General features: G+C 56.6%; 29 protein-coding genes, 1 tRNA gene and 1 other RNA gene. 20 read left to right on the top strand and 11 right to left on the bottom strand.

From position 1 onward, the window contains the following. Entirely contained in the window at window positions 1–1,284 is a 1,284-nt protein-coding gene (locus SIB72_RS07810) for an amidohydrolase family protein (RefSeq protein ID WP_413743539.1), read from the bottom strand. Beyond that, window positions 1,281–1,610 carry a DUF4359 domain-containing protein gene (locus tag SIB72_RS07805; protein ID WP_413743538.1) on the bottom strand — a complete coding sequence of 110 codons (330 nt, stop codon included), beginning with the start codon at window positions 1,608–1,610 and terminating at the stop codon, window positions 1,281–1,283. Before SIB72_RS07805 ends, SIB72_RS07810 begins: the two co-directional genes overlap by 4 nt. On the opposite strand from SIB72_RS07805, the gene SIB72_RS07800 reads away from it, so the two are divergent. Next, complete coding sequence (locus SIB72_RS07800) at window positions 1,609–1,737, top strand: hypothetical protein (protein WP_413743537.1); 129 nt, start codon at window positions 1,609–1,611, stop codon at window positions 1,735–1,737. The genes SIB72_RS07805 and SIB72_RS07800 overlap by 2 nt on opposite strands. 15 nt (window positions 1,738–1,752) lie before the next feature. Next, window positions 1,753–1,825 (top strand) — tRNA-His (locus SIB72_RS07795). 21 nt (window positions 1,826–1,846) lie between these two features. On the opposite strand, the gene SIB72_RS07790 is transcribed toward SIB72_RS07795, so the two are convergent. Together SIB72_RS07790 and SIB72_RS07785 are read right to left on the bottom strand one after the other, a co-directional pair. Beyond that, the gene (locus tag SIB72_RS07790; RefSeq protein ID WP_413743536.1) at window positions 1,847–2,911 is read right to left on the bottom strand and encodes a DUF1611 domain-containing protein; all 1,065 of its coding nucleotides are present in this window, start codon (window positions 2,909–2,911) and stop codon (window positions 1,847–1,849) included. Further along, window positions 2,911–3,993, bottom strand: a complete 1,083-nt coding sequence (locus SIB72_RS07785; RefSeq protein ID WP_413745073.1) for a dipeptide epimerase — start codon at window positions 3,991–3,993, stop codon at window positions 2,911–2,913. Before SIB72_RS07785 ends, SIB72_RS07790 begins: the two co-directional genes overlap by 1 nt. 182 nt (window positions 3,994–4,175) lie before the next feature. Here SIB72_RS07785 and miaB point away from each other — a divergent pair, with 182 nt between their 5' ends. From miaB to ftsZ, 5 genes are all read left to right on the top strand, one after another. After that, window positions 4,176–5,486: a tRNA (N6-isopentenyl adenosine(37)-C2)-methylthiotransferase MiaB gene (gene miaB, locus SIB72_RS07780; RefSeq protein WP_413745072.1), complete on the top strand. Its 1,311-nt coding sequence runs from the start codon at window positions 4,176–4,178 to the stop codon at window positions 5,484–5,486. Window positions 5,487–5,525: 39 nt separating this feature from the next. Then, window positions 5,526–6,587 carry a D-alanine--D-alanine ligase family protein gene (locus tag SIB72_RS07775; protein ID WP_413743535.1) on the top strand — a complete coding sequence of 354 codons (1,062 nt, stop codon included), beginning with the start codon at window positions 5,526–5,528 and terminating at the stop codon, window positions 6,585–6,587. A gap of 34 nt (window positions 6,588–6,621) precedes the next feature. Beyond that, window positions 6,622–7,032: a hypothetical protein gene (locus SIB72_RS07770; protein WP_115020031.1), complete on the top strand. Its 411-nt coding sequence runs from the start codon at window positions 6,622–6,624 to the stop codon at window positions 7,030–7,032. After that, window positions 7,029–7,862 carry a cell division protein FtsQ/DivIB gene (locus SIB72_RS07765; protein ID WP_413743534.1) on the top strand — a complete coding sequence of 278 codons (834 nt, stop codon included), beginning with the start codon at window positions 7,029–7,031 and terminating at the stop codon, window positions 7,860–7,862. The genes SIB72_RS07770 and SIB72_RS07765 overlap by 4 nt, the downstream gene beginning before the upstream one ends. Before the next feature lie 107 nt (window positions 7,863–7,969). Further along, complete coding sequence (gene ftsZ, locus SIB72_RS07760; RefSeq protein ID WP_413743533.1) at window positions 7,970–9,094, top strand: cell division protein FtsZ; 1,125 nt, start codon at window positions 7,970–7,972, stop codon at window positions 9,092–9,094. 86 nt (window positions 9,095–9,180) lie between these two features. On the opposite strand, the gene ffs is transcribed toward ftsZ, so the two are convergent. Then, window positions 9,181–9,277: signal recognition particle sRNA small type (gene ffs / locus SIB72_RS07755), an RNA gene on the bottom strand. 43 nt (window positions 9,278–9,320) lie between these two features. On the opposite strand from ffs, the gene panB reads away from it, so the two are divergent. Beyond that, window positions 9,321–10,139: a 3-methyl-2-oxobutanoate hydroxymethyltransferase gene (gene panB / locus SIB72_RS07750; RefSeq protein ID WP_413743532.1), complete on the top strand. Its 819-nt coding sequence runs from the start codon at window positions 9,321–9,323 to the stop codon at window positions 10,137–10,139. Here the strand turns inward: panB and hemW are convergent. Beyond that, window positions 10,060–11,304, bottom strand: coding sequence for a radical SAM family heme chaperone HemW (hemW, locus tag SIB72_RS07745; protein ID WP_413743531.1), 1,245 nt, complete (start codon window positions 11,302–11,304; stop codon window positions 10,060–10,062). The two genes, panB and hemW, sit on opposite strands and share 80 nt — an antisense overlap. Window positions 11,305–11,374: 70 nt before the next feature. On the opposite strand from hemW, the gene SIB72_RS07740 reads away from it, so the two are divergent. From SIB72_RS07740 to cbiB, 6 genes are all read left to right on the top strand, one after another. After that, window positions 11,375–12,544, top strand: a complete 1,170-nt coding sequence (locus tag SIB72_RS07740; protein WP_413743530.1) for a PIN/TRAM domain-containing protein — start codon at window positions 11,375–11,377, stop codon at window positions 12,542–12,544. Window positions 12,545–12,574: 30 nt separating this feature from the next. Then, a complete protein-coding gene (locus SIB72_RS07735; RefSeq protein WP_115120610.1) occupies window positions 12,575–13,240 on the top strand; it encodes an ATP-dependent Clp protease proteolytic subunit in 666 nt (221 codons plus the stop codon). Window positions 13,241–13,304: 64 nt separating this feature from the next. Beyond that, window positions 13,305–13,907 (top strand): ATP-dependent Clp protease proteolytic subunit, encoded by a 603-nt coding sequence (locus tag SIB72_RS07730; RefSeq protein WP_115020025.1) that lies wholly within the window; start codon window positions 13,305–13,307, stop codon window positions 13,905–13,907. Between the two features lie 197 nt (window positions 13,908–14,104). Continuing rightward, complete coding sequence (ilvC, locus tag SIB72_RS07725; protein ID WP_413743529.1) at window positions 14,105–15,100, top strand: ketol-acid reductoisomerase; 996 nt, start codon at window positions 14,105–14,107, stop codon at window positions 15,098–15,100. Window positions 15,101–15,256: 156 nt separating this feature from the next. Next, on the top strand, window positions 15,257–16,315 hold the full coding sequence (locus tag SIB72_RS07720; protein ID WP_413743528.1) for a hypothetical protein: 1,059 nt from the start codon (window positions 15,257–15,259) through the stop codon (window positions 16,313–16,315). After that, window positions 16,312–17,355: an adenosylcobinamide-phosphate synthase CbiB gene (gene cbiB / locus SIB72_RS07715; protein WP_413743527.1), complete on the top strand. Its 1,044-nt coding sequence runs from the start codon at window positions 16,312–16,314 to the stop codon at window positions 17,353–17,355. The genes SIB72_RS07720 and cbiB overlap by 4 nt, the downstream gene beginning before the upstream one ends. On the opposite strand, the gene SIB72_RS07710 is transcribed toward cbiB, so the two are convergent. Further along, on the bottom strand, window positions 17,349–18,107 hold the full coding sequence (locus SIB72_RS07710; protein ID WP_413743526.1) for a sugar transferase: 759 nt from the start codon (window positions 18,105–18,107) through the stop codon (window positions 17,349–17,351). The two genes, cbiB and SIB72_RS07710, sit on opposite strands and share 7 nt — an antisense overlap. 26 nt (window positions 18,108–18,133) lie before the next feature. Then, window positions 18,134–19,372 carry a glycosyltransferase gene (locus tag SIB72_RS07705; RefSeq protein ID WP_413743525.1) on the bottom strand — a complete coding sequence of 413 codons (1,239 nt, stop codon included), beginning with the start codon at window positions 19,370–19,372 and terminating at the stop codon, window positions 18,134–18,136. A gap of 75 nt (window positions 19,373–19,447) precedes the next feature. Between SIB72_RS07705 and SIB72_RS07700 the strand changes: the two genes are divergently transcribed. Next, window positions 19,448–19,705, top strand: coding sequence for a hypothetical protein (locus tag SIB72_RS07700; protein WP_115120607.1), 258 nt, complete (start codon window positions 19,448–19,450; stop codon window positions 19,703–19,705). Between the two features lie 7 nt (window positions 19,706–19,712). On the opposite strand, the gene SIB72_RS07695 is transcribed toward SIB72_RS07700, so the two are convergent. Together SIB72_RS07695 and SIB72_RS07690 are read right to left on the bottom strand one after the other, a co-directional pair. Next, complete coding sequence (locus SIB72_RS07695; protein ID WP_413743524.1) at window positions 19,713–20,120, bottom strand: hypothetical protein; 408 nt, start codon at window positions 20,118–20,120, stop codon at window positions 19,713–19,715. A 27-nt stretch (window positions 20,121–20,147) separates the two neighbouring features. Next, on the bottom strand, window positions 20,148–20,411 hold the full coding sequence (locus SIB72_RS07690; RefSeq protein WP_413743523.1) for a hypothetical protein: 264 nt from the start codon (window positions 20,409–20,411) through the stop codon (window positions 20,148–20,150). Between the two features lie 26 nt (window positions 20,412–20,437). Here SIB72_RS07690 and SIB72_RS07685 point away from each other — a divergent pair, with 26 nt between their 5' ends. Then, entirely contained in the window at window positions 20,438–20,869 is a 432-nt protein-coding gene (locus SIB72_RS07685; RefSeq protein WP_115120605.1) for a hypothetical protein, read from the top strand. Window positions 20,870–21,272: 403 nt separating this feature from the next. Further along, window positions 21,273–21,638, top strand: coding sequence for a DUF2237 family protein (locus SIB72_RS07680; RefSeq protein WP_413743522.1), 366 nt, complete (start codon window positions 21,273–21,275; stop codon window positions 21,636–21,638). On the opposite strand, the gene SIB72_RS07675 is transcribed toward SIB72_RS07680, so the two are convergent. Beyond that, the gene (locus SIB72_RS07675) at window positions 21,635–21,958 is read right to left on the bottom strand and encodes a Nif11-like leader peptide family natural product precursor (RefSeq protein WP_115120603.1); all 324 of its coding nucleotides are present in this window, start codon (window positions 21,956–21,958) and stop codon (window positions 21,635–21,637) included. The genes SIB72_RS07680 and SIB72_RS07675 overlap by 4 nt on opposite strands. A gap of 330 nt (window positions 21,959–22,288) precedes the next feature. Between SIB72_RS07675 and SIB72_RS07670 the strand changes: the two genes are divergently transcribed. The 3 genes from SIB72_RS07670 to SIB72_RS07660 all read left to right on the top strand — a co-directional run bounded on the left by SIB72_RS07670 (window position 22,289) and on the right by SIB72_RS07660 (window position 26,221). Next, window positions 22,289–23,323: an AraC family transcriptional regulator gene (locus tag SIB72_RS07670; protein ID WP_413743521.1), complete on the top strand. Its 1,035-nt coding sequence runs from the start codon at window positions 22,289–22,291 to the stop codon at window positions 23,321–23,323. Beyond that, window positions 23,320–24,264 (top strand): helix-turn-helix domain-containing protein, encoded by a 945-nt coding sequence (locus SIB72_RS07665; protein WP_413743520.1) that lies wholly within the window; start codon window positions 23,320–23,322, stop codon window positions 24,262–24,264. Before SIB72_RS07670 ends, SIB72_RS07665 begins: the two co-directional genes overlap by 4 nt. 727 nt (window positions 24,265–24,991) lie before the next feature. Next, on the top strand, window positions 24,992–26,221 hold the full coding sequence (locus SIB72_RS07660) for a HEAT repeat domain-containing protein (RefSeq protein WP_413743519.1): 1,230 nt from the start codon (window positions 24,992–24,994) through the stop codon (window positions 26,219–26,221). Window positions 26,222–26,331: the final 110 nt, after the last annotated feature.

Below are 26,331 nucleotides of genomic sequence, written 5' to 3'. Positions count from 1 at the left end.
TTAGGGACGTTCAGTGTGGAGGATTTGAGCACTGCCGGAGGAGGGCAGCGGCACACCAGCCACGACCAATTCACGCGCGGGCGGCTGCGCCAGAGCCTCAACCCATGAAGCCGCCTTGAGGATCAGCAGATCCGCAGGGGCTCCCACTCGCAACGTGCCATCCCAGGACAACGCAAGCACCCGAGCCGCTTCCGTGGTGAAGGGCATCAAGCCCAACCTTTCCCACGGCGCCAGCTGGGCTAGCGGCAACACCTGCGCCATCAAAGCCAAAGGATCGAAATTGCCGCCTGGGAACCAAGGATCTTGAACATTGTCTGCCCCCACAGCCACCCTCACACCGCCGCGCTGCAGCTGCCGAATCGGTGCTTGTGGACGCACAAGCGGAGACTTCCCCTCACGACGCCCCAACAGCCAGGCATTGGTGATTGGCAGCGCGATCACCTGTAGGCGGTGATGGGCCATCCGTGCGATCAGGCGCTGCAGCCGACGATCAGGCAGTAAAGAAAGGCTGCTGGCATGGCTGCAGGTGATCGGCACCTGGACGGGAGCCTGATCGAGCGCCCGCAACAACTGAATCAGACCTTCAGCAGGCCCCGTCTGGGATTCGTCGATGTGCAGATCAATTCCACAGCCCAATTGATCGGCCAGCCGCAGCAACTGAACCAATGCCTTACGAATGGCACCACCGGAACAGGGAGGAACGAGGACACCTCCCAGCAGTCCACCGGCAGCAGACACGCGCCGCGCCAGGGCCTGTCCATCCGCTGTGGACCAATGCTCAATCGGCCCCAAAGCCACCAGCTGCAAGCTGATCCGCTCTCGCCAGCAACGCTGTGCATCCAGCAAGGCCTCCCAGCTGCAAGCAGCACCTGGGCCAACACTGTCCACATGGCTACGGATCGCGCGCAAGCCCTGTCGAAAGGCCAGGGCGAGGGCACGCTCCGCTCGCTCTCGCACCTGCACCTGAGTACGTGCGTGATGCTCGTGCAAATTGGCTTCTAAGGCACCGGAGTAAGTACCGCCTAGGTTCGGCGCCTGGCTCCAGCTAAAAGCCTTGTCGAGATGGGCGTGGGGCTCGACCAACCTGGGCAGAAGGAGGCGTTGCGGCACAGGATGGTTCCCCTCCATCGGACTGATGCTGTGGAGGGCACCATTGCGCCAGCTGAGCGCTACTGCCACGAGACCATCCACACCGGCAGGCGGAAGCGGAGCCTGTCCGTCTTGGAGTTCAATCAACCCACGGGGGGCCCAGCCCAGCACCTGGCCCGAAGCAACAGTGCTCACTTCAGATCAGCCTGCTCCGATCGTGAGTTCACCGTGAAGAAATGCCCCGCCACCCCCACCGTGGTGACCTGGTAACGCGGAAGCCGCAAGGCAGGCAGCAACTTCTGCCCGCCCACTTCAGTGGTGAAAACGCTCAACAAACCGAGGTTGAGGCGCGTGGTGAATTGCCCTGAAAGCGTCGCCAGACTGGACTGCTGGCTAGCAATCAACCCCGGACAATCCTTGACCCACAACTGCATCAAGATGGGCATGCCGTTTTGGCCGCAGATCTCTTCTGTCGCCAACTCCACCAGCTCCTCGCCGGCATGGGTCTGATAGTCCTCCATGGTCGGATTCGTCACCAGCAAAGCAACGCCCGATCCAAGCAAGGCCAATCCCAGCGTCAACCTACCGGTCAACCATTGGCCTGAGCTTGAGAAAGCCGTACGCAGTGGACTGGAGGCGAGTTGGTAGATTCTGGTCGACGCGGCGGGCGTCGCCAAGTGGTTAAGGCAGCGGCTTGTGGCGCCGCTATTCGGGGGTTCGAATCCCCTCGCTCGCCCTTTTCATTCGAGATCCTGCGTCAAAACTGGATTCTCAATGCTTTCAGCAGTGTTTCTGCGCCATGGCGAATCGGATCCACGCAGGGAAGATTCAATTCATTTTCCGTTGCGGTTAACCACCTGTTGGCATCGTCATCGTCGAGATGCGCAGTGTTCAGCGCCACGGCCCGCACCTTGACGGCAGGGCTCGCTCCAGCAGGCCGCGCGATCGCAGCCAAAGCTTCGTAGAGCTGAACCAGCTCTGAGAGCGGCGGCAAAGGCACCTGCGGTAGGCGAGAAATCGTGGCCTGTGCAGCCCGATGCACCAACAGCAACCCAGTGGGCTGACTGCCCCGCAGCAGCGGCAGGGTGGCGGTGGATCCGGGATGGCAGAGAGATCCCTGCCCTTCCACCAGCAGCATGTCGTCGGAGGTCAGCCCCTCAGCTTCTGCCATCACAGCTGACTCAACCGCACCGGCGGCGTAATCCACCCGCACAGCATCAAGGGCCACACCCCGTCCACTGATCAGGATGCCGGCCTGACCGGTGCCGACAAAACGACAACTGACGCCCTCACGCTTGGCCGCATCACGAACGGCGAGGCAAGCGCTCATCTTGCCCACTGCCATGTCGGTGCCCACAGCCAAGATCCTCTGACAGGGCAGAGACGCAGCCCGAGCCTGGGCCACCGTCAGATCGACAGGCTCCTGACGCAGATCCCAGATCCAACGTCCGTCCTGACAAGCAGCATTAAAAACCGGATCATCTCCAAGGCGCGTGTGCAAACCACTGGCCAGAGAAAGACCAGACTGCAGCGCCGCCAGAGCATCCCGACGTAATGGCTCCGGCAGTTGACCGCCCGAGGGAGCTAGCCCCACCACGGCAACCTCCGGGCCAAAGGCCATAGCCTCGCCAAGGTCGGCCACGACAGGCACAGACCGAGCAATACCCGTGATCGCTTCAAGATTTGAGCCGGCGTAGTCAGGATCGATCACTGCAACGATCGGGCCATGCCGATGACGCAGCATCGCCAAACCGGTTTTGCCAGTGAGAGAGCCGAGACCTCCGTGCTGAAGCAGCACGACCCGATCGTCAGGGCGAAGCATCAGCCGTCCTCCCGGAAACCGATCCCTAGCCCAGCCCCCTCAGGAGCCCATTGCTCATCACCGTCCATCGGCAACCCCCAGAAGGGATCATCAACAAGATTGAGGTGACTATCCAGATCAGGCCAGCGAATCAGCGGCAACAACTGGGCGGCAGCACCATTCAGCAGACAGCTATCTGAATAGCAACCCACCATCAGATCAAGATCGAGCCGACGCGCCAGCTGCGCCATCAACAGCGCCTCACTCAGACCACCTGTCTTCAGCAGTTTCAGATTGACCCCATCGACATGGGGGGCCAACCGCAGCAGGTCGATCAAAGTCCAGCAGCTCTCATCCGCCACCAAGGGCAAAGGGCAATCGGGCTTCAGGGCCGCGAAAGATGCTGTATCCCGGTCTGGATCACTCGCCGCGGCCAACGGCTGCTCCAGCAAGACCACCCCCAGCCGCATTAGGTCTGGGATCATCCGTCTGGCCTGATCCAGCGTCCAACCTCCATTGGCATCCACCTGCAGCTCAAGCGGCAGCTGTTGTTGTTGCTGATGGCCGTTGAGAGCCTGGGCCACGGCCTCAAGCAGCTGACGGTCATGGTCGAGCCCATCCGGACTGCCCAACTTGAGCTTGATACGTCTCGCCGGCAGCTGCCCCCACCAGCGATCAAGCCGGGCAAGCACCTGCTCCACACTGCCAAGCCCGAGGGTGACGCTGGTGGCCACGCGCCGAGAGCCATCCAGACCCCATAACCGCCAAAGCGGTTCGCCCAAACGCTGCCCTCTCCAATCCCACAGCGCCAGATCAATGGCGCAACGCGCCGGGGGGGACAGAGCCGCGAGCAGAGCATCGAACCTGAGCCGATTCAAAGGATCAAGCCCATCAAGACGTGGCAGGAGCTGCTGCAACTCCGCCTCAATCGCATCCGTTCCGTAACTGCGATGGCCCGTGTCCAGTCCACCGGCCTCGCCCCGGCCGGTGACACCTTCAGCGCTGAGGGACACCTCGAGATGATTCACAACAGAGGTGGTGCCTCGACTGATGGCCAGGGGCACCGCCTTGGTTAAAGGAAACCGCCGCAGGCTCCAGCCCATACCGCTACCGCAACGATTCTCAAACTGACACAGACCCGTCGTGACCGACACTGATCTGAGCTCTCCATCACCGGTCTCCCGCACCGCTGACAGCCTTGGTCGTTTCCGCTTCACCCACCACAGCAACGCCTGCATCTCGCCACGAACGCGGCAGCTACTGGATCACCACCTTTGGCTGCCAGATGAACAAGGCGGATTCCGAGAGGATGGCGGGGATCTTGCAAACCATGGGCTACAGCGAGGCCCAAGCCGAGCTCGATGCCGACCTCGTGCTCTACAACACCTGCACAATCCGCGACAACGCGGAACAAAAGGTCTACAGCTATCTGGGCCGCCAGGCCCAGCGCAAACGAGAGAATCCCAACCTCACACTGATCGTGGCCGGTTGCGTCGCCCAGCAGGAAGGTGAATCTCTGCTGCGCCGAGTACCCGAACTCGACCTGGTGATGGGTCCACAGCATGCCAACCGTTTGGAAACGTTGCTCACCCAGGTGGAAACGGGCCAACAAGTGGTCGCCACCGAAGAGCATCACATCCTTGAAGATCTCACCACCGCCCGTCGCGACAGTGACATCTGTGCCTGGGTCAATGTGATCTACGGCTGCAACGAACGCTGTACGTATTGTGTGGTGCCCTCGGTACGGGGCAAAGAGCAATCCCGGCATCCAGAGGCCATCAAGCTGGAGATGGAAGGCCTTGCAGCGCAGGGTTTTAAGGAAATCACCCTGCTAGGCCAGAACATTGATGCCTATGGACGGGATCTACCTGGCATCACCGCGGAGGGCCGGCGCCAGCACACGCTCACCGACCTGCTCCATCACGTTCATGACGTCAGGGGAATCGAACGCATCCGCTTCGCCACCAGCCACCCGCGTTACTTCACCGAACGGCTGATTGATGCTTGCGCCGATCTTCCCAAGCTGTGCGAGCACTTCCATATCCCCTTCCAGAGCGGCGATAACGATGTCTTGCGAGCCATGGCCCGGGGCTACACGATTGAGCGCTACCGACGGATCATCGATCGGATCAAGGTGCGCATGCCCGATGCGGCACTGAGCGCCGACGTCATCGTGGCGTTCCCTGGTGAAACCGAGGTTCAGTTTCGCCGCACCCTCCACTTAATTGAAGAGATCGGATTCGACCAGGTGAACACTGCGGCTTATTCCCCGCGGCCGAATACGCCAGCAGCCGACTGGGACAACCAGCTTCCGGAAGAGGTGAAAGTGGAACGCCTCAGGGAAATTAATGCCCTAGTCGAGCGTTGCGCCCGTGACCGCAACGCTCGTTATGCAGGCCGCCGCGAAGAAGTGCTTGCCGAAGGGATCAACCCAAAGGATCCGTCCCAACTGATGGGACGGACGCGGACCAACCGACTCACCTTCTTCAGTGCCGAGGCGAGCAATGGTCACCGCTTCAAGCCAGGTGATCTCGTAACGGTGCGGATCGATGCAGTGCGCTCGTTCTCCCTGAGTGGCATCCCGGTGAACGACTGATACCTTTGGCGCTCATGCCTGGCCGCCGGCCTGCCCTTGATGACAACTCCCCCCGTTCGCATCGGCCTTGTGTTCGGCGGTGCGTCCGGAGAGCATGCCGTGTCGATCCGTTCTGCCGCCACGGTGATCGCCGCACTCGAACAGGGGCAGAACAACGAGCGATTCAGCGTCACAGCCTTCTACATCGACAGGGATGGTCGCTGGTGGCCTGAAGACATTGCCCGTGCCGTGCTGGCCACAGGTCTGCCAGCTGAAACAGACGAACTGCCCACGCCCCTGCCCGCCCCTGGACTGCACAAGCTTCCGGGGGGAGCCGATGCTGTGGATGTCTGGTACCCGGTGCTGCATGGACCCAATGGTGAAGACGGCACCGTGCAGGGATTGTTCACGCTGATGGGCAAACCATTTGTGGGAGCAGGGGTCCTCGGCTCTGCCGTGGCGATGGACAAACTGGCCATGAAGGCCGCCTTTGCTGCCGCCGGACTCAAGCAAGTGCCCTATGTGGGTCTGAATGCCTCCGATCTTCACCAGAACGATCGCCGTCAGGCCTTGGTGCAACGAATCGAACAGGAGCTCGGCTACCCCTGCTTCGTCAAACCGGCGAATCTTGGCTCCTCCGTTGGCATCAGCAAGGCAAGAGACCGTGACCAACTCCTCGAGGGCCTTGAACAAGCTGCACAGCTTGATCCCCGCATCGTTGTCGAGCAAGGCGTTAATGCCAGGGAGCTGGAATGTGCCGTTTTAGGAAAACGCCAGCTCAAAGCCTCGGTTGTGGGCGAGATCCGTTTCGATGCCGATTGGTATGACTACACAACCAAATACAGCGATGGGCTGAGCCACACCCTGATCCCGGCTCCGATTGATCCAACCCTTCAAGAGCAAGTGCAGACGATGGCCCTTGATGCCTGTCGGGCGTTATGCGTTGAGGGCATGGCACGGGTTGATTTCTTCTACGACGACAGCACCGACTGCCTCTGGATCAACGAGATCAATACCTTGCCTGGCTTCACCTCCTTGAGCATGTATCCGATGCTCTGGGAAGCCAGTGGCATCCAGCTGGAGCAACTGGTGGCACAGTTGGTCGACAGCGCGCGAGAATGAGGGGCCCTAAAGCAGGCTTGCTCCGACACGATTCATGCTTCACGGTCTGCTCTGGTTCCCACTCCTGCTGGTATTTGTTTTGCTGGCATCTCTGGGATGGCTGGAACGGCGGCGTCAGAACCTCTTCTTGGCCTGGTCAGAAGGATCTGAATTAGCAAAACTGGATGGGTGCTGTGCGGCCTGCGTGAAGGATGGCCAACTCACCTGGAGCCGCTTTTCCGCAGGCAAATTCGAACAGCAGGGACGGTTCGAGATCAAAAGCCTTGAGGTCGTCGAACTGATGGCCCTTGCATCTGGAGAAGCACCGCTAGCGAATGAATCCCAAGGACGCTGTCGGCTGAGACTGATCGGCGGTGGAGCCCAGATGGATGTTCCCTTCTCCGATGCCGATCGAGCCCGTCGTTGGATTGACCAGTTGATGAGCACTGCTCGCTGCGATCTGTGAGCGGCGATAGCTCCTCCAACTCCCCCCTGCCTCCTGGCGTTGAGAGGCGCCGCAGGCTGCGTCAGGAGCGCAGGCGAGAACGATGGATTCAATGCTGGCGTCTCACGTTCCTGGCTTCAGCAGCCACCGGGTTGGGCTGGGTCCTGCTCACCCATGGCTGGACCCTCCGTCATCAAGACCAAGTGCAGGTGAGCGGCAGCCAGCGCCTGGGCCGTGACGCAGTGATCGAAGCGGCGGCTCTCAGCTTTCCCCTGCCTCTGCTGAGCCTGCGTCCTGGTGAGGTGGAGGCTGAGCTACTCAAGAAACTGCCGGTCCAGGCCGTTGCGGTGGAACGACGGCTGCTGCCACCTGGATTGACGGTTGAACTCGAGGATCGTCGTCCGCTGGCAGCAGCCACCCGTCAAGGCGAGAAAGGCCTGCTCCGCGGCATGGTCGATCGGCGTGGACAGTGGATGGCACGCACCGCGTCAGACCACGGCGAAGAGCCCGAAACCACGATTGAAGTGAGGGGCTGGACACCGGCGCAACGGGGCTCGGTGGCCCGATTACTGGAACAGAGGGAGCAGCTCGGCAGCCCCCTTGAGAGCATCGAGATCGGAGCAGACGGCTCACTCAGCCTGCGCACAGCCGCCCTTGGCCTGGTGCAACTGGGCAACGACCCTCGCCTCCTCGAGCAGCAGTTGATCACGCTGAGCCAGCTGAGCCGCAGCCTGCCGCCGGAGCTCCGCCGTCAGGCCGGGAGCAGCATCGACTTGAGTGACCCTCGTCAACCAGAACTGCAGCTACCTGCCCAAGCGAAGCCCGCCAAGGCAAAAACAAGCGAACCCTGACGCTGTGTTGCGGATTTAGCTCGAATCCACAAGGCTGACCAGATTTAAAGGCGGATGCCGTCCGCAACGACATAATGCATCCACAGCTCAACGGCCAAGCCTCAACGATGGAGATGATGCCTCACCACCAATCAGAGGGTCCTGAGACCAGTGGCATCCTTCCCAGTCAATCGGCGCGTATCGAGGTGATCGGGGTCGGAGGGGGTGGCAGCAACGCTGTAAACCGAATGATCCAAAGCGATCTGGAAGGAGTCGGATACAGCGTTCTCAACACAGACGCCCAAGCGTTGCTTCAATCGGCCTCGCAAAACCGTGTGCAACTCGGTCAGACCCTCACCCGCGGTCTTGGCGCCGGTGGCAATCCCAGCATCGGCCAGAAAGCCGCTGAGGAATCACGTGCTGACCTTCAGCAAGCTCTACAGGGAACCGATCTGGTGTTCATCGCCGCCGGGATGGGCGGCGGCACCGGGACCGGTGCCGCACCAGTGGTCGCAGAAGTGGCCAAGGAGAGCGGAGCTCTCACCGTAGGCATCGTCACCAAACCCTTCAGCTTTGAGGGTCGCCGACGCATGCGTCAGGCCGATGAGGGGATTGCCAGGCTGGCTGAGCATGTCGACACCTTGATTGTGATCCCCAACGATCGACTGCGTGACGCCATCGGCAGTGCCCCGCTTCAGGAAGCCTTCCGCAGCGCCGATGATGTGTTGCGCATGGGCGTGAAGGGCATCAGCGACATCATTACCTGCCCCGGCCTTGTGAATGTGGACTTCGCCGATGTGCGCTCGGTGATGACAGAAGCCGGCACGGCTCTGCTCGGCATCGGTGTGGGATCCGGCCGTTCCCGCGCCATCGAAGCGGCCCAAAGCGCGATCAACAGCCCCCTGCTCGAGGCGGCCCAAATCGATGGAGCCAAGGGCTGTGTGATCAATATCAGCGGCGGCAGAGACATGACCCTCGAGGACATGACGTCTGCGTCCGAAGTGATTTACGACGTCGTGGACCCCGAGGCCAACATCATTGTCGGAGCGGTGGTGGATGAACGTCTCGAGGGCGAAATCCACGTCACCGTGATCGCGACAGGCTTCGAAAACGGCCAGCCCTATCGCAATGAGCGCGCCAAAAGTCGGCCAAGCGCCATGTCGTTCGCCGCACCAGACCCAACAGAATCCGGTGCCCGCATTCCCGAATTTCTGCGTCAGCGTCAGATGCGTTCCGATTCAGGCGAAGGCTGATCCTTCTTCTGATCAATCATCAAGAAGGCCCTGTCGATCACAGGGCTTTTTTGATGCACTGATGAAACCACTGGGTCCAGAAAAATGGTGACCCGGAGTCCACGCCTGCCCAGAGCATCCCGTGTGGCTGCTCCCTTCCGGTCCTGACCAGGTTTGGGCGTCTGGACCGCATGGGTCCGAGTCCCCGTAATGCTAGCAATGGACCTCCGCAGGCCTGGAGAGGCGGATGCGCCCTGGTGATCTCAGCCGCTTCAAGCAGTCCGGTCGTGCGATCACCGTGCTCACCGCCTGGGACAGCCTCTCCGCGTCTCTAGTGCAAGAAGCTGGAGCCGATGTGGTGCTGGTGGGAGATTCGCTTGCCATGGTCGTTCTAGGCCATGCCACAACCCTTCCAGTGACCCTGGAGCAGATGTTGCTGCATAGCCAAGCGGTGTGCCGCGGCTTGATGGGCCCAATCAGTGAACAGCCGCTGGTGGTCGTCGATCTCCCGTTCCTCAGCTACCAGTGCGGTGCCGATCGAGCCGTGGCGGCCGCTGGCACGTTGCTGAAACAGTCAGGAGCCGCGGCCGTGAAGCTGGAAGGAGCAGAGCCAGAGGTGCTCACCGTGATCGACCGGCTCGTGCGAATGGGCATTCCAGTGATGGGGCATCTAGGCCTCACTCCACAGGCCGTGCATCGTCTCGGCTACCGCCGCCAGGCCCAGGACCCCAACAGCCAAGACAAACTCAAACGACAGGCCCTTGCCCTGGAAGCGGCTGGCTGCTGCTCCTTGGTCTTGGAGCACATCCCTACAAACCTTGCCTCTGAACTGCAACAACTGCTCTCCATTGCCGTGATCGGCATCGGAGCCGGGGACGGCTGTGATGGTCAGGTTCGGGTCACAGCTGATCTTCTGGGCCTCACCGCCAAGCAGCCCCCGTTCAGCCCGGCCCTAATCCCAGGCCGACAGCTGTGCTTAGAGGCTCTCAGGGGCTGGGTGAGCGAACAACGTCAGCAGGCAGCGACTCCCACCAGCACATCAGCTCCACAAGCACCTGATTGCTGAGGGCCATCCCCTCGGGGTCGCTCAGACGCCAACGCCCCCCCTCCTGCAGCAGCAATCGCTGCTGCAGGGCCTTGGTCCAACGACGCTCGAGAGCCGGGAGATAGCGATTGCAACTGCGCTCATCCCAGCCACAGGCTCGGGCCTGATCGAGCAGGTGAACCCCCTCATGACGACGGAGACCCACCAGCAGACGGTCATCCAGGGGCAGTGCTGCGGCTGACTGCCGATGCAGGGAGGGATGCACCGCTTGATGCTGATCCGTCAGCCACAAGCCGTAAGCCTCCCGAGTCCTGGGGCGAGCAAGCCGCTCTCCCCAGGGGGCACTCGTGGCACCGAGACCAAACCCCCACCAACCCGCACCGCTCCAGTAGACGCGGTTGTGACGGGAAGCATGGCCAGGCCTGGCGTAGTTCGAGATTTCGTAGCGACAGAAGCCAGCACGGCGGAGCCGCTGACTGGTGCTGGCCATCAGATCAGCCGCCAGATCGTCATCGGGCAGTGGCAGCTCACCGCGTTGTTGCCGCCAGGCAAACACCGTGCCTGGCTCGACCTGCAGGTCGTAAATCGACAAGTGGGGAGCCGCAACCGCCAGGGCCTGCTCAAGTTGTTCGCACCACCCCTCGAGGGTTTGGTTCGGCAGGTTACGGATCAAATCCAGACTCCAGCTGCGCAGCTCTCCTTCGTGACAAGCCTGCGCCAGCCAGCGACAGCACTGCATCAAGGCATCGGAGCGGTGACGACGGCCGAGGGTCTCGAGCACACCATCATCGAAACTTTGGCCACCGAGACTGACCCGATTGATGCCGGCAGCGATCAAGGCCTGAAGATCATGCTGATCAAAGCTGGCTGGATCCATCTCCAGGGTGATCTCCGCTCCGGCCTGAACGCCAAACTGCCGACACAACCGGTTGAGCAAGGCATGGATCTGCTCAGGCGTCAGAAGCGACGGAGTTCCCCCGCCGATATAAACGGTGGCCAGCGGAGGTCCTTTTGGGGAAAGGGCGATCTCAGCATGCAACTGTTCCAGGTAAGAATCGATTGAGGCACTGCCGGGACCTTCTCCCCCTCCGGCCTTATCCCCCAGGGGCACGACAGCGAAATCGCAATAGAAACAGCGCCGATGGCAGAAGGGGATATGCACATAAGCGGTGCGCGGTGCGGACATCTGCCCAGGCCATCCGTCGGAAGATGGTGCATGCTGCCTGCAGCTGGACTGAGCCGCCACTAACCGAACCATGGTTGAACTGCTCATCCTGATTCTGTTCGTGATCTCCGGTGCGGCTACCGGATGGATGGGAGTTCATCTGCTGCCGCAGGAGCTCTTGGCTGCGGGCACCGATGTGGAGCTGGTGCGATGGGGCCTCACCTCTGGTGGTGCCGTGATCGGTCTTGTCGCCGGGCTGGTGTTCCGTCGCTTGCGGCTACAGCTCATGCGCCAAGTGCGCACGATGCCCACCGACCTGCTGGTGAGTCGTGCCGTTGGCCTGATTCTTGGGCTACTTGTGGCCAACCTGCTGCTGGCACCAGTGCTCTTGCTGCCCTTAGCGGGCAGCTCCGCCCTTGTGAAGCCTTTGGCGGCTGTGATCAGCAACGTTTTCTTTGGGGTTCTGGGGTACAACCTTGCCGAGGTGCATGGCCGCACCCTGCTGCGGTTGTTCAATCCCACCTCCACCGAAGCACTCCTGGTGGCCGACGGCGTCCTCACGCCGGCAACCGCCAAAATTCTCGACACGAGCGTGATCATCGACGGCCGCATCCGCGGCATGCTCGCCTGTGGCCTACTGGAAGGACAGGTGATTGTGGCCGAGACCGTGATCGATGAAATGCAGAAGCTGGCCGACTCCACGAACCTGGAAAAACGGGCCAAGGGACGCCGCGGTCTCAAGCTGCTCACAGAATTGCGCGAGAGCTACGGCAGACGGCTGGTGATCAACACCACCCGTTACGACGGTGCTGGCACCGACGACCGGTTGCTCCAGCTCACCGAAGACACGGGCGGCACTCTGGTGACAGCGGACTTCAACCTGTCCCAGGTGGCCCAGGTGAAGGACTTGAAGGTGATGAACCTAAGCGAACTGGTGATCGCTCTGCGACCGGAGGTGCAGCCCGGCGATGAACTGAAGCTCAAAATCGTGCGCGAAGGCAAAGAAGAAAGCCAAGGGGTGGGCTATTTGGAAGACGGCACGATGGTGGTTGTCGACGATGCTCGAACACTCATTGGCAGCCGCCACCCCGTGGTGGTCACTGGAGCTCTGCAAACCCCGACCGGCCGCATGGTTTTTGCCCGTCTGGATGAGGGCACATCGGCGAAAACAGCAAAATCGGGCAAACCCTCCCGCAGCGGAAAGGGCAAATCGTCCAAACCGAACAATCCGAACGAGCGCGACACCGCAGGCCCCCGCTAGGCTCCCACCACGCCAGGGGACGCGCCACGAATGACCACCTCAGCTCCTTACTACGGAGACTCCACGGTGTTGCGGACGCCACCTCCGGACTTGCCGTCGCTGATGCTCAAGGAACGGATCGTCTACCTCGGTCTGCCACTGTTCTCTGATGACAACACCAAGCGTCAGCTCGGACTGGATGTCACCGAACTAATCATCGCCCAGCTTCTCTATCTCGAGTTCGACAACCCAGAGAAGCCGATTTACTTCTATATCAACTCCACGGGCACCAGCTGGTACTCCGGCGACGCGATCGGCTTTGAAACCGAAGCCTTCGCCATCTGCGACACCCTCCGCTACGTCAAGCCCCCGGTGCATACCATCTGCATTGGCCAAGCCATGGGCACCGCCGCGGTGATCCTCTCTGCCGGCACCAAAGGCCAACGGGCTGCGCTGCCCCATTCCTCGATCGTGCTGCACCAGCCCAGGAGCGGTGCGCGCGGCCAGGCCACAGACATCCAGATCCGTGCCAAGGAAGTGCTTCAGAACAAGCGTTCGATGCTGGAAATCCTGTCGAACAACACGGGGCGAAGCATTGAACAGCTGGCCCAGGATTCCGATCGGATGAGCTATCTCACTCCCGAACAAGCCGTTGAATTCGGCCTGATCGATCGTGTGCTCAGCAGCCGCAAGGAGTTGCCTAGCCCAACGGTCTGACCCGCAGCCCGCCCCTCAGCAGCCTCAACCTCTTCCGCTTCCTTTCAACCCACCCAACGGACCCATGCCGATCGGTACCCCCAGCGTCCCCTACCGCCTGCCCGGCAGCCAGATGGAGCGCTGGGTCGACATCTACACCCGCCTCGGCGTCGAACGCATCCTCTTCCTTGGCCAGGAGGTGAATGACGGCATCGCCAACAGCCTGGTTGCCCAGATGCTCTACCTCGACTCCGAAGACAGCAGCAAGCCGATCTATCTCTACATCAACTCTCCAGGCGGATCGGTGACCGCCGGCCTGGCGATTTACGACACCATGCAATACGTCAAAAGTGACGTGGTAACGATCTGCGTTGGCCTCGCGGCCTCCATGGGCGCATTCCTGCTGGGTGCAGGCACCAAAGGCAAACGCCTGGCATTGCCCCACAGCCGGATCATGATCCACCAACCCCTCGGAGGAACAGCGCAGCGCCAGGCAAGCGATATCGAGATCGAAGCCCGCGAAATCCTTCGAATGAAAGAAATGCTGAACCGCTCGATGGCCGACATGACAGGCCAGAGCTTCGAGAAGATCGAAAAGGACACCGATCGCGACTACTTCCTCAGCGCGGAAGAAGCGAAAAACTACGGCCTGATCGATCGCGTCATCGCCCATCCCAACGACGCCTGATTCCCACCCACTGACAGGCGTCGACTGAGGAATCCTTGGCTGGGGATTGGACCAAGCAGTCCACAGCCTTGGCCATAGAAAAAACCTGGTGAAAGCACTCATCACAATCAAGACCGCAGTGATGAACGGTTGAGGCTGAGGCGAACGCCGCCGCTTGCGTAAGCTCGAGCGTTACTCCGCTCAACGATCCAGCCCGGATGGCCCAGCTCTTCTACGACTCCGACGCCGATCTCGGTCTGCTCAACGGCAAGACCGTGGCGATCATCGGCTATGGCTCCCAGGGCCATGCCCACGCCCTGAACCTGAAAGACAGCGGCGTCAACGTCGTGGTGGGCCTCTACGAAGGCAGCCGCTCAGCCGACAAGGCCAAGGCTGATGGCCTCGAGGTGTTGAGCGTGGCCGATGCATGCGCCAAGGCCGACTGGATCATGGTGCTGCTGCCCGATGAATTCCAGAAGGACGTCTACGACAAAGAGATCGCCCCACATCTGAGCGCCGGCAAGGTGCTGAGCTTTGCCCACGGCTTCAACATCCGCTTCGAGTTGATCAAGCCTCCTGCAGATGTCGATGTGGTGATGATCGCCCCCAAGGGCCCCGGTCACACCGTGCGTTGGGAATACCAAAATGGCCAGGGTGTGCCCGCCCTGTTTGCGATCGAGCAGGACGCCTCCGGCAATGCCCGTGGTCTTGCCATGGCCTACGCCAAGGGGATCGGCGGCACCCGTGCTGGCATCCTGGAAACCAACTTTAAGGAAGAAACCGAGACCGACCTGTTCGGCGAGCAGGCCGTGCTCTGCGGAGGGCTCTCCGAACTGGTGAAGGCCGGCTTCGAAACCCTGGTGGAAGCCGGTTATCAGCCCGAGCTGGCCTACTTCGAGTGCATGCACGAAGTGAAGCTGATCGTGGACCTGATGGTGAAGGGTGGCCTCACCGCCATGCGCGACTCCATCTCCAACACCGCTGAATACGGTGACTACGTCAGTGGTCCTCGTCTGATCACGGCCGACACCAAAGAGGAGATGAAGCGCGTTCTGGCCGATATCCAGAACGGCACCTTTGCTCGCAACTTCGTTGCAGAGTGCGCGGCTGGCAAGCCTGAGATGAAGAAGACCCGGGATCGCGATGCCCAACATCCGATCGAGAAGGTGGGCAAAGGCCTGCGTTCAATGTTCAGCTGGCTCAAAGCAGACTGATTGAACACGTGATCTCTCCAGGGGTGGAGCCTGAGGCCCCACCCCTGGATCTGTCGAGGCAGCGCGCGCCCGATTCGAGCTTTTGCATCCGATGCACCGGGGCTCGAGAACAGGCAAGGTGAAAGAGCAAGCAATCACCCCACACTCCCTGCGGCGATGGCAGATCGATTGCGTCCAACGCCCATGTTGCTCCAGGCCTCAGCCCAGGCCGGAGTCAATCTCACACTGGCGGCAACGGTCTGGATGGTGAGCGGACTGACCGCCTCTCCTCTCCTCAACAGCCTGCTGCCTGCCCTGGGGGCCCTGCCTCTGCTGCTGCAGCTCAAGCGTCATTCCCGCGGTTATGGCCTTCAGCTTCTGGCGGTGTTGGCCTTGATCGGGATCAGCCTGGCCATGAAGCCCATGGCCAGCCAGCCCTCCCTACTGCTGCTGGGCAGCTATCTAGCAGTGCTGCTGTTTGCTCTTGGCCAAGAAATCTCGATCCTGCCGCTGCAGCGGCACTTGATCAGCCACGCCGGGGGCTCGATGCAACGGTTGCGCAGTGGTCAGGAGATCGGTGCCCTGATCGGCAATCTGCTCGCAGCGATGCTGTTTCCTGCGCTCCGCCAGTTCCTCCCAGCTCTGATCCTGCTGCTACCTCTGGCCGTTGTAGCCGCACGAAGAGACACCTCTGACAGGCCATCAACAGGCACCGGTGCGGCTGCAATCACGCTGCCCTGGAGCCGCTCCTGCGCACTGCAAGGCATGGTGATGGGTGGTCTTTTTGCCCTTCTGGCTCTCTGGGTGCGTGAGGTGGATGGAGGCAAATGCTTCGATTTCGCCATGGTGCTGGCGGCCTATGGACTGGGTCGTGCTCTCGTCCGCTGGACGCCAAGCATGCACCGGTCTCTGCGCTATCTACTGATCTGTGCACTACTTGTCTTGAGCCAGTGGAGTGTGCCGGCCTGGTTGGCTGTGATGCTGTTCATCCCGATTGGGGCCATGGCCGCTGCAAGTGATGCCGCCCTCGTCGATCAGCTCACACCACTTGGGGATGCCCCCCTGCGCTGGCAGGTGCTGGTGCGCTCCGGTGCCGTGGGCGGTCTGGTCGGCAGTATCGGCCTCGGCTTGATCTGCCAGCTGATGTCTCTGAATGTGGCCCTGCCTCTCGTCGCAGCGGGCTTCATCCTGCTAGCCATAACCCAGGCGCGAGCAACGGCATCGCTGCAGCCATGATGCTGTCCTCAGCTGCCTTGGCAGCCGAAGCCATCCTGGTGGCAGCTCTGATCGATCGCTGCATCGGCGATCCGCTCGGATGGCCCCATCCCGTGATGGTCATGGGTTGGTGGATCTCCCAGATGCGCCAGCGAGCGGAAGCCTGGGCCGGAGACAACCCGAAGAAGCTAAAACTCTCCGGCCTAGTGATCACCGTGTCAATGGTGGGTGTGAGCGGGCTTAGCGGTTGGCTCCTGGAACAACTGAGCTTGGGTCGTTGGCTCGGCCATCTCGATTGGGTGGCCATCTCGGCGATGACGCTAACGGTGATCGGACTGGCCAGTGCCCTCGCCGGGCGCAGCCTGGAGCAAGCCGTTCTGGCGGTCCTCACTGCCCTCGAGCACGATGACCTCGCCAAAGCCCGTACTCGCCTCCAATGGATCGTGGGCCGAGACACCAGCAAGCTGGAAGCCAACGAAATGCTGCGTGCGGCAGCCGAAACAGCAGCCGAAAATGCCGTCGACGGTCTGTTTGCACCGTTGTTCTGGATGGTGATGGGATTGATGGTCTGGCTCATCAACGATGCGTGGCCAGGTCCTTTGGCCCTGGCCTGGGCCTTCAAGGCCGCCAGCACCCTGGATTCCATGCTGGGATACCGCCGAGAACGTCTGCGCTGGCTAGGAAGTGCCGGCGCCCGCCTGGACGACCTGATGGTGTGGGTACCGTGCCGGCTTGTGATGCTGAGCCTGCCCCTCACCACACGCTCCTGGAGGCAATGGTGGGACCTCGTGACCGCCGCCGAACGGGACGGGAAGCCAGACCCATCTCCCAATGCAGGCAGGGCCGAAGCGATCTACGCCCACTGCGCCGGACTGTGCCTTGGTGGACGCAACCGTTACCAAGACCACTGGGTGAACAAACCCTTGCTGGCAGAAGGCTTCCCCGATGCCGATGCTGCTGGGGTACGACGAATCCTGAACTTCAGCTTGCGGCTGGAAGGGTTATGGCTGCTGGTCCCCCTTGGCATTGGCCTGTTAAGCGCTGGACTGTGGCCTCAATAGGCACCACGATCCATTGGCAACAGAAGCACCCCGAAGGTCCGGAGGATGATGGCGAAATCGAGCAGGAAAGAGCGGCCGCGGGCATAGGCCACATCGAGGTGCACCCGCTTGGCATAGCTGAGGTTATTGCGCCCGCTCACCTGCCACAGCCCTGTGAGACCAGGCCGAACAGCCAACACTTCCTGCATGTAAGGGCCATAACGCTCGATCTCCTTGTCGACGATGGGACGTGGACCGACCACACTCATCTCACCCAGAAGCACATTGAGGAACTGGGGCAGTTCATCCAAGCTCGAACGGCGTAAGAAACGACCGATCCTGGTGATCCGAGGATCTTGGCGCAGCTTGAAATCCCTTTCAAATTCAGCCCGCATCTCGGCTGATTCAGCCAGCACGCTGGCGAGCACGCGATCGGCATCCGAACGCATGGTTCGGAACTTGATGCATCCGAAATGGCGATAACCACGGCCCACCCGGCGCTGCACATAGAAGACCGGACCTGGTGAACTCACCTTCACGAGCAAGGCCAGGGCAAGAAAGAGCGGCGAGCCAAGAACGAGCATGCTCAGAGCGAACAGCACGTCACCGGTGCGCTTGAGGCTGCGACCTGTGGTGCTCTGGCGACGGACGAGCGCCCTGGCAGTGAGGGTCGAAGGAGGTGCTGCAAGCAGAGCGAGATGACGACGGCTGGCCCTTCGCTTCAGGGACGCACCACGGCCAGGAAACACAATGCGACGCGGGGCATTGGCCATCCTGTCTCCCATGCGTCTCACCCTACTCAATCGCAGTCGCTCAAACCCAGCAGCGCTGCAGGGTCACTCGCGGCAACGGCATAGGCCTGGGAGTGATCTTCCCAGGCCCGTCTTAACAACGTCTCAAAACGCGATGCGAATGCCTCCGGTCTGAACCGTTCCGCCCATTGCCGCATCTGCTCAGGCACCAGTTCACGCCAAAGCCTGGCCTGCTCAAACCACTCAACGGCGTCAACAACAGACTCAGCAGTCTGGTGTGGGAAAAGCACCCCAGTTGGCTGCTTCACACCTGCAGCGGCACAACGCACACTATCGAGCAGCCCGCCACGCGCCAGACCAATCACCGGCGCACCAGAAGCCATCGCCTCAACAGGAGCGATGCCGAAATCCTCAAGACCTGCATACACAAAAGCCCGACAGCGCGCCATCAGAGCCTCGACCTGCGCTGGACTCTGGCGACCAAGGATCTGCACTGTGGGGCCGGCACAACGTTCCAGTCGACTGCGTTCAGGACCGTCGCCCACCACCAGAAGCGGAAGGCGCATCCGATTGAAAGCCTCGACAACCACATCCACACGCTTGTAGGGGACAAGACGGCAAACGCAGAGGTAAACCTCATCCCGGGGCTGATCCCAACGGAAACGATCGACCTGCACAGGCGGATGAAGCACCTGAGCCTCACGGCGCCAGAACTGACGGATCCGTCTTGCCGTGAATCGAGAGTTAGCAACAAGAACATCCACCCTGGCCGCACTGAGCTGGTCCCATTGGCGCAAGGCATGCAATTGCCAGCGGATCAGCGGGCCGAGGCCACGACGAGCCAGGGCGGAACGGCGCAGGTAGGCATGCATCTGATCCCAGGCGTAACGGACTGGGGTGTGGACATAACTGACGTGCAACTGATCCGGGGAGGTGAGCACCCCTTTGGCGACGAGGTGGCTGCTGCTGATCACCAGGGGGTAGTCAGTGAGATCGATCTGCTCAATCGCCAAGGGGAGCAGAGGCAGGTATTGCTGCACATGACTCACTCCCCAGGGCAAATGTTGAATGGGACTGGTCAGGATGCGGCGACCACTCCATGGACTGTGGGAACGGTTGCTTTCTCCATCAACGAGTGCCGCCAGGTCAGGCCTTCGGCCTTGGGCAATGAGCAAGCGATCGATCGCTTCGACAACCTGCTCTGCACCACCAACAGAACGGGGGGTGAACCACTCATGTACCAAAGCAATGCGCTGCGGCAAGTCCATGGAGGGCTGGACGGTCATGCCACCGCAAACATCTACATCACGAAGTCTCTCAGCTGATTGCACAGGCAAGAGCGAATCCCGAAGCTATGGGACATGGCGACCAAACCACTGCCGATCAACGCATTGCTGGAGGATTCCCTCAGCGAACCAGCAATCGGAACGACCGATTGTTTTAGTTGGCATGCCACACCAGTAGGAATTGCAGCTCTTTGGAGCAATGGCAGCACGCCTTCAACCCCACCTTTTGATCATGCCCTGAAAGAAGGATTGGAAGTGGGCCTAGATCTAAGCAGGGAAGAGAGAGAATTCCATCAGGTCACCCAGGGACTGGTTCTACTCTTTCATTCCTAATAAAGACTCAAGCCTGATAAAGGGTGTCAAGACGCACTCGAAAATGAAGATATCCATCCGGTCGATCATCAATCCGAACAATCACATCTTCAGGCACTTTGATCCCATACTCAGCGAGGATCTGAACATGATTCTCGATAAATTCACGGCCTGACACCCTGAGTACAGGACAGCGATTGATTCGTTCATTGCTCTGGCGCATGGCCAACAATGACCCCTCACCCTCCATCGGAAGCTTGGGAATCGAAGCCTGGAACCACACCTGTCCGCTCAAGTGCTCAACGCGCACTGGAATGTCTTCCGGCACACCCACGATTTCTTCCATGGCACGGCGAGGATCCGAGAGGAAGAGTGCACGCCGCTCTGGCGTGCTGTTCAACCACGGAGCAAAGAAATCCTGAAGTTGAAACGCCATTACTCGCCAGCAATGCTGTGAAATGATCTATGCGAAGGATAGAGAAGAAAAAAGGAGCCAACCATCCACATCACGAAGATCGCCAATACCGGAAAGTCCCAACAAAGCAAAGCCAACCACGAGATGAATTAAGCCTTGAGGTGAGCCCAAGCCGGCAATGAGAGCCCAAGCAAAACCAAGAGCCCAAGCAAAACCAAGAGCCCAAGCGACTCCATACAAACAAATGCAAATCACAACAGCAAATCCGTTCCTTACTGAAAACCAATGATTAGGATGCTTAGATGAAGCCACACTTTCGGAGTGCTGGAGGAAACATAATGGTCTTTGCTCCAGGTCGCCTGGCAGTTGGTGCCAGCGCACTAGCGGTCGTGCTAACAGCGTGCAGCGACCCCACACGTGAGATGAGCTTCAAAGCATCCATCGAAGAGCGAGGCAGCCGCCAACTGGAGTTGATCGCAGAAGTCAGCAATTTCTCAGCTGAACCCAAAACCTTCAATGATCTCGATGTCGATCAACGCCTGCACAACGCCCTACAGCTACAGACAGCCGATGGAGCACGCGGCAGCTTCACCCCAATCGACAACACAATTTCATACACGATCAACAAAGTGATCGCTCCACAGGAAAGCTTCCAATTCCGTTTGTTCGGCATTCAGTCTGAGGAATTCGTTTCAGGCGATGTTGATTTCATCATCAACAACGATTACTTCAATTACCGCTCCATTGCCTTGAGCTGCTGCCGCAACTAACGAGAGTAAAAATAGGCAACTCAAGCAATACCACCATTTCCAAAGGGGAGCGGGAAAGAAAACTTAGAAACACCAAACGATCAAGAAGATCATATGAATAAAAGCATTGATCCCGAGGCAAGAGCTTGGCGTGCAATGAAGAGGCAGAAATACAAGCCAATCATGTCGTTAGCAACCAACCAAAACTGCAGCGAACAACCTGGTCAATCCAACGAAAAGCGTCAGGAGGTTCAGACAGAGCCATGAAATAGTCCAGAAAAGAAAGAATGCAAGTGCAGCAAAACACAACAGCAGTGCAACAAGCCACTGTGAGCATTAGTGCTGATTGAACAACTTAAGGGCCTAAATTTACAATTCAAGCGATCATATGAGCCTTAGGCGCAGGGCCTTAAGCGACTGAGAGATGCTATTAAATGTATTCGGAGAACCATTGCTCGAATGTGGCTGTAAGCCAATAACGGGGTGGTACTTGGATGGTTACTGCAGAACAGACCCTTCAGACTTAGGCAACCATTCAGTGTGTTGCATCATGACTGAAAACTTTCTTTCCTACACGTATTCTCAGGGCAATAATCTCATTGACCCGATCCCATTCCTCGATTTTCCAGGACTCAAACCGGGTGATCATTGGTGTTTATGCTCGTCACGATGGGATCAAGCAAGGCGTGATGGAATGGCACCACCTGTGATGCTCGAATCAACAGACTGCTCTGCAGCTCGAGTAATCCCACTTGCCACCCTAAAATTATTTTCTACACAAAACCACTAATATCGCTGACCTGATCGAAAATCATTCTCCTCTTCCTTGAGAGTGGAAGAACTACAGGTGGTTTGCGCATAGTGAATCAGATTTTTATAACCTTCTGGCACTAATCCCGGACACAGTTGGCCAACCTCAATTGCCTGTGGGCAAAAATAAACACCTTTCCACCGATTAATAAATCTCCCTTTGATTTCATCCGAAAAATCAAAGCCATTTTGAGCAGCAAAGTCGATGATTTGCTGAGGATCTAGCGTGGCAAGCTGAGAACGAAAGTTTTCATCAGCGCGTGCCCTGTCAATAAATGCATGCAACTGTTCTTTAGACATGGCATTTGCACCTCTAGGTCATTCATACACCGAACCAGTCAGCAATGGGCGCCCAAATAGAAGTGCTGTTTTTAATAGTGAATCATCAACGCACCTAAGAAGGACGCAATTTAGAAAATAAGAGGAGCGTCAATGCACACTTGCGTCTTTGCACAGGGCATGGCTGGATCCCCGGCAACATAACATAACGCAACATAGAGCATTCGGGAGTTCGCCTGGCCGGAAAGCGCAACAGTCAAAGAAGTTCACGCAACTGAAAACAGCCAAAAAAGAGGCTAATATATAAACATCTATAGAAATGCTCAACCAACTCTTTAGGGGACAGCAAAGATGAAAGCAAGAAAAGCAAAAGAATATATCTTCAGCGATTTACTTGGGATGGAGTCATATTGCAAGAATCACTACAATGAATACTATTCTAAGTCAAATTTTTCATGCAATATCACGCAGCTCAGTAAAGGTGAATTGCTAACGAGTTCAATCTGCGCACCAATCAACAATGTGCATCTTGAAATTTTCAAGTCAAATCAAACATTACTCTACGAAGAAGAGGCAAATCAAAACTCTGTTGCATTTTGCTGGATCAACAAGCAAGGGGAAAGCCTCGGGAGTAATACAATTATAAGCGGCCATAAAATGAAAGATTTAAGCATTGCTGGCTTCAATCGCATCAACAAAACAGGTGGAAATATATGGGACATTGTTGGAGCCAATACTCTGCTGTGCTGCATGAGCCTGAAGTGGGAAAAGATGAAAGAAAAAATAGACAACATGAATGCTTACAATGCCTATGCTCGGCTTGAAGAATGTATCGGGATTGACTCAAATAGCAATGCGAGCAAACAACTTAAAATGCTATTCCAAACACATTTTACAAAGGGAGTGAGAAGATCCGATGATTTCTATGATTTAGCAATAGCAACACTAGAAGAACCTTGTGAAAAGCAAAATCAGTTAACTGAGAGATCAGAAACCACTGAACTGATTGAAGACCTAGTGAAGTTATTGCATGAAGACAGGGAAGGCTTGCCACCATTGACAGTGGGGCAAATCAGCAAATACCTAAATTCTGAAAAAGAGTCGCTTGGTCAAGCTTGCAGAACGAACTTCAATATGAATATCCTTGATTTAATAAAAAGCATCAGGCTAGAACAAGTCAAAAAATCATATTTGAATCCACACGTACCTAAAGGTCTAAAGCAATTTACCAAGCAGCATAATGCTTTATACTATGGATTTAAAAATTGGAACTCATTTCAACGTCTTTATTATAAGACATATCAAGAAAGTCCAGAAGAGACAATTGAGAAAGCGAGTAAGATCAATGTCTTAATTTCTGACCTATTTAGAGGGATTAGGGCATGAAAATATCACTCGCCTACGAAGATCCACTGCAACTTTCTGAAACTCTTCAGGAACTTGGTCAAGTCACCAGAATTACACAGCTTGAAAATGGAGAGGGTCAATATACGATGGCCCACAAAAGATCATCTGGCATTGCGATCGCAGAGATCAGCGCGACCAAACCGTTGTTATATGAGGGCTGGGGTACGGATTGGTCAGTTGATTTCAATTGGATTACTCCGAAACATAAATCAAATACACCCTTTGGCTACTGTGAAGGCTATGAAATGAGTCCGAATAGTATCGGAGGATTGAATACTCTGAATACAATGCCAGGTGGCTCTTGGGGTAAATACTCAGGGGCGTGCTCCTCTACTGCTTGCATGCTGAATAAGCAAATATTATTAGATGCTCTCAAAAAGTGTCATGCCAAAACAGCCATCGAAAATCTAAGCAAATCCAGAGGGATTGATGTCAATACCGAAGCATTCTCACAATTAAGACGGCTGACACGCAGAGACCTTATCAAAGGCATCTCTACCCCATCTAAATATTATGATCTGATGATTGCTTGCCTGGAAGAAGGCGGAAGAAGATTGTACAAGAAGGGAGAGGCTAAAAATCAACGCTTACTCGGTGAAATTGTCAACCTTTCACATGATATCAATAAGATGAAAACTCCACTGACATTATCGGATGTTTGTCAGCAGTTAAATGCTGGTCAGGCCTCTCTATACCGAGTGTGTCAGGATCATTTTGGTATGGGAGTCATAGAAATGATGACCCAGGTACGACTGGAGGAGGCTAGAAGAGAAATGTTATATCAAAAGGTCAATATGCCTAATACTACTAGTGTGATACGTGAAATAGCAATCCGTTTTGGCTTTAAACATCAAGGCAGATTTTCGAGGAGATATTTCACAGCCTTTGGTGAATTACCGAGTCAAACACTTGATGACTAAAGCAATCATCTCTTTGCAGCCAAAGACAGGATGCTGAGAGGGCCTGCTACGACACATCCGCCCCAACACCAGGGCAATTGCAACAATTAGTGAAGCTTGGCAAGGGCGTATCCATTTCTTATCAAAAAGAGTAAAATAGTTAAAACATGGCTCTTTCGAGTGCCATTAACATCTGCGTTTATTGCTCAGTCAAGAATGAAAAGGGTAACTTTTGAGCTAAGTGACGAGCTGCACAAAAAGCTAAAGCTACTTTGCTATACAGAATCAGTTTCAATCGGACATATCTTAAGGCAGTGCGTTTCCGACTTTTGCGTCAAGCATGATGCACATTTAATTGAATTGATTGATAACCGTTCAAAATAGTCTTCTACAATACTTATTCAGAAGAACTAAATCCATTAAAACCGACAACGATTTCAACAGGTAGATCGCAATCATTGCTGAGATGATTATGCGAATCCCCCTTGTGATTAATGCGTCAGCTTGTGCTTGCCACTGGCTCCCTCCTAGCCGTGGTCACTTGAGGAGACACATTTGCACAATTGCGTCAGATGTCAATGATGCGTTGATGCAGAGCAAAAACCCTTTGGTGTGCATATGAGAATATTGAATTTATGGTTTACATGCCCTCGTAAATAAGGAAAGTGGTATTAAGGAGATATGAAATACATGAATTTAAATATTGAATCCTATTCTAGATAGAATAAAAAATAATCAATTAGTTCCGATGGCTGAGAGATTTGATGTTCTTGTTGAGGGCATGAGTGAGAACGATGCATTGACACTTTTACTTGAAAAAACGTCAAACGTTCAAAGGCCCGCCGATCGATATTTTGCAGCAACAAGACTTGGTCTTAGTCAAACAGAAGAGTCACTAAATGTTCTACTTCAAGCCACCAATAACCTTAGTATAGACGAATTATATGACAGAATCACCCGTCGTAAATCCATTGAAGCACTGGGCAGACGCAAGGACAAACGAGCAATACCTTCCCTAGTAAAAGTATTAACATGTACAGATACAGAGGCTGTTATTAATGCAATTTCTGCCCTTATTAGGATCAATTGGGAGCCAACACTAGCTGAGCAAGAGATACTTGTATCGTTACTTGATGGTGAGGTGACAAAGATTCGTGCTGTCATTCAAGCCCATACAAGACTGAAGATAAAAAATTCAAAATCTAGCACTGTGATCAATACACTTTGCCAGCATGAGAGTGCTTTAGTGGCAGGGGCAGCAAGGGCATATCAAGCCAAGGTTTATGGAAACACTCACCTTCTAGACCCTTTAATTCCACAACTTACAGACCTGATTGCAGGCAAAAGGCGCTCCGCAGTTATTGATCTCGGTGATGCTGGAGACGAAAGCAGACTTGAAGGATTAGTTCGTGCACCTGTTTCGATGTCTTTAAGAGCAAAAAGTTTTTTTGAGATTGTTGATTACAATGGCTCGATTTCAAGCTCAAAGAATCAATCCCTACTTGAACAGCTTTTGACGGATAATCCAGAGCATCTTGCCATTCGAGATGAATGGAAATGTGACCTTGATGCAGCGGAGATCGAGCGAAATCTGAGCCATCGAGATGAGGCGCGTCAGTATGGGGCTGCCTTAAGCCTGATGGCGATTGATCAAGACAGCTGCTTGAACTTGATCGACAGCATGCAAGAAAGGCTCTGGTCTGACTATGTCACTCATTATTACCTGACATGCATCATAGGATTACGTAAATTCCAGCAAAAAAGTGATTTAGTCCGTTCAGCTCTTTCAGAAACAACTCCCCAATATTCAAAGTCAAGGATCGCGGCAGCCTGGGCTTGCCTCGAACTTGGCCTTGATGACCAGATGGAGATCATCTATGAGCTAGCCAATTCAGCCTATTGGCAACCTCTCCGCTGGACATGCCAACAAGTGTTTGCCCGTCTGGTTGAAAAGCAACAATTATCTGCAAGATATTGAACCGAAAGTGTCAGATTTTTGAATCATGCCTTCTCAGGAGTGAGTCGGCTTTGATCCACAAATGATTGCTCTTCTAGCACCGTCGGTTCGACGTTCCTAGAGGGGCATCT

The sequence above is a fragment of the Synechococcus sp. MIT S9451 genome (genome assembly GCF_047304725.1).
GTDB lineage: Bacteria > Cyanobacteriota > Cyanobacteriia > PCC-6307 > Cyanobiaceae > Synechococcus_C.
The sequence above is the reverse complement of the archived record's forward strand: the minus strand, read 5'-3'. Positions and strand labels throughout refer to the sequence as shown.

Bases quoted from the DNA above. Each gene is read 5' to 3' on its own strand.
- SIB72_RS07800 (WP_413743537.1), top strand. From the start codon at position 1,609: ATGGTCGGATTCGTCACCAGCAAAGCAACGCCCGATCCAAGCAAGGCC.
- SIB72_RS07805 (WP_413743538.1), bottom strand. From the start codon at position 1,610: ATGGAGGACTATCAGACCCATGCCGGCGAGGAGCTGGTGGAGTTGGCG.
- SIB72_RS07790 (WP_413743536.1), bottom strand. From the start codon at position 2,911: ATGCTTCGCCCTGACGATCGGGTCGTGCTGCTTCAGCACGGAGGTCTC.
- SIB72_RS07785 (WP_413745073.1), bottom strand. From the start codon at position 3,993: ATGGGCTGGAGCCTGCGGCGGTTTCCTTTAACCAAGGCGGTGCCCCTG.
- miaB (WP_413745072.1), top strand. From the start codon at position 4,176: ATGAACAAGGCGGATTCCGAGAGGATGGCGGGGATCTTGCAAACCATG.
- SIB72_RS07775 (WP_413743535.1), top strand. From the start codon at position 5,526: ATGACAACTCCCCCCGTTCGCATCGGCCTTGTGTTCGGCGGTGCGTCC.
- SIB72_RS07770 (WP_115020031.1), top strand. From the start codon at position 6,622: ATGCTTCACGGTCTGCTCTGGTTCCCACTCCTGCTGGTATTTGTTTTG.
- ftsZ (WP_413743533.1), top strand. From the start codon at position 7,970: ATGGAGATGATGCCTCACCACCAATCAGAGGGTCCTGAGACCAGTGGC.
- panB (WP_413743532.1), top strand. From the start codon at position 9,321: ATGCGCCCTGGTGATCTCAGCCGCTTCAAGCAGTCCGGTCGTGCGATC.
- hemW (WP_413743531.1), bottom strand. From the start codon at position 11,304: ATGTCCGCACCGCGCACCGCTTATGTGCATATCCCCTTCTGCCATCGG.
- SIB72_RS07740 (WP_413743530.1), top strand. From the start codon at position 11,375: ATGGTTGAACTGCTCATCCTGATTCTGTTCGTGATCTCCGGTGCGGCT.
- SIB72_RS07735 (WP_115120610.1), top strand. From the start codon at position 12,575: ATGACCACCTCAGCTCCTTACTACGGAGACTCCACGGTGTTGCGGACG.
- SIB72_RS07730 (WP_115020025.1), top strand. From the start codon at position 13,305: ATGCCGATCGGTACCCCCAGCGTCCCCTACCGCCTGCCCGGCAGCCAG.
- ilvC (WP_413743529.1), top strand. From the start codon at position 14,105: ATGGCCCAGCTCTTCTACGACTCCGACGCCGATCTCGGTCTGCTCAAC.
- SIB72_RS07720 (WP_413743528.1), top strand. From the start codon at position 15,257: ATGGCAGATCGATTGCGTCCAACGCCCATGTTGCTCCAGGCCTCAGCC.
- cbiB (WP_413743527.1), top strand. From the start codon at position 16,312: ATGATGCTGTCCTCAGCTGCCTTGGCAGCCGAAGCCATCCTGGTGGCA.
- SIB72_RS07710 (WP_413743526.1), bottom strand. From the start codon at position 18,107: ATGGCCAATGCCCCGCGTCGCATTGTGTTTCCTGGCCGTGGTGCGTCC.
- SIB72_RS07705 (WP_413743525.1), bottom strand. From the start codon at position 19,372: ATGACCGTCCAGCCCTCCATGGACTTGCCGCAGCGCATTGCTTTGGTA.
- SIB72_RS07700 (WP_115120607.1), top strand. From the start codon at position 19,448: ATGGCGACCAAACCACTGCCGATCAACGCATTGCTGGAGGATTCCCTC.
- SIB72_RS07695 (WP_413743524.1), bottom strand. From the start codon at position 20,120: ATGGCGTTTCAACTTCAGGATTTCTTTGCTCCGTGGTTGAACAGCACG.
- SIB72_RS07685 (WP_115120605.1), top strand. From the start codon at position 20,438: ATGGTCTTTGCTCCAGGTCGCCTGGCAGTTGGTGCCAGCGCACTAGCG.
- SIB72_RS07680 (WP_413743522.1), top strand. From the start codon at position 21,273: ATGCTATTAAATGTATTCGGAGAACCATTGCTCGAATGTGGCTGTAAG.
- SIB72_RS07675 (WP_115120603.1), bottom strand. From the start codon at position 21,958: ATGTCTAAAGAACAGTTGCATGCATTTATTGACAGGGCACGCGCTGAT.
- SIB72_RS07670 (WP_413743521.1), top strand. From the start codon at position 22,289: ATGAAAGCAAGAAAAGCAAAAGAATATATCTTCAGCGATTTACTTGGG.
- SIB72_RS07665 (WP_413743520.1), top strand. From the start codon at position 23,320: ATGAAAATATCACTCGCCTACGAAGATCCACTGCAACTTTCTGAAACT.
- SIB72_RS07660 (WP_413743519.1), top strand. From the start codon at position 24,992: ATGGCTGAGAGATTTGATGTTCTTGTTGAGGGCATGAGTGAGAACGAT.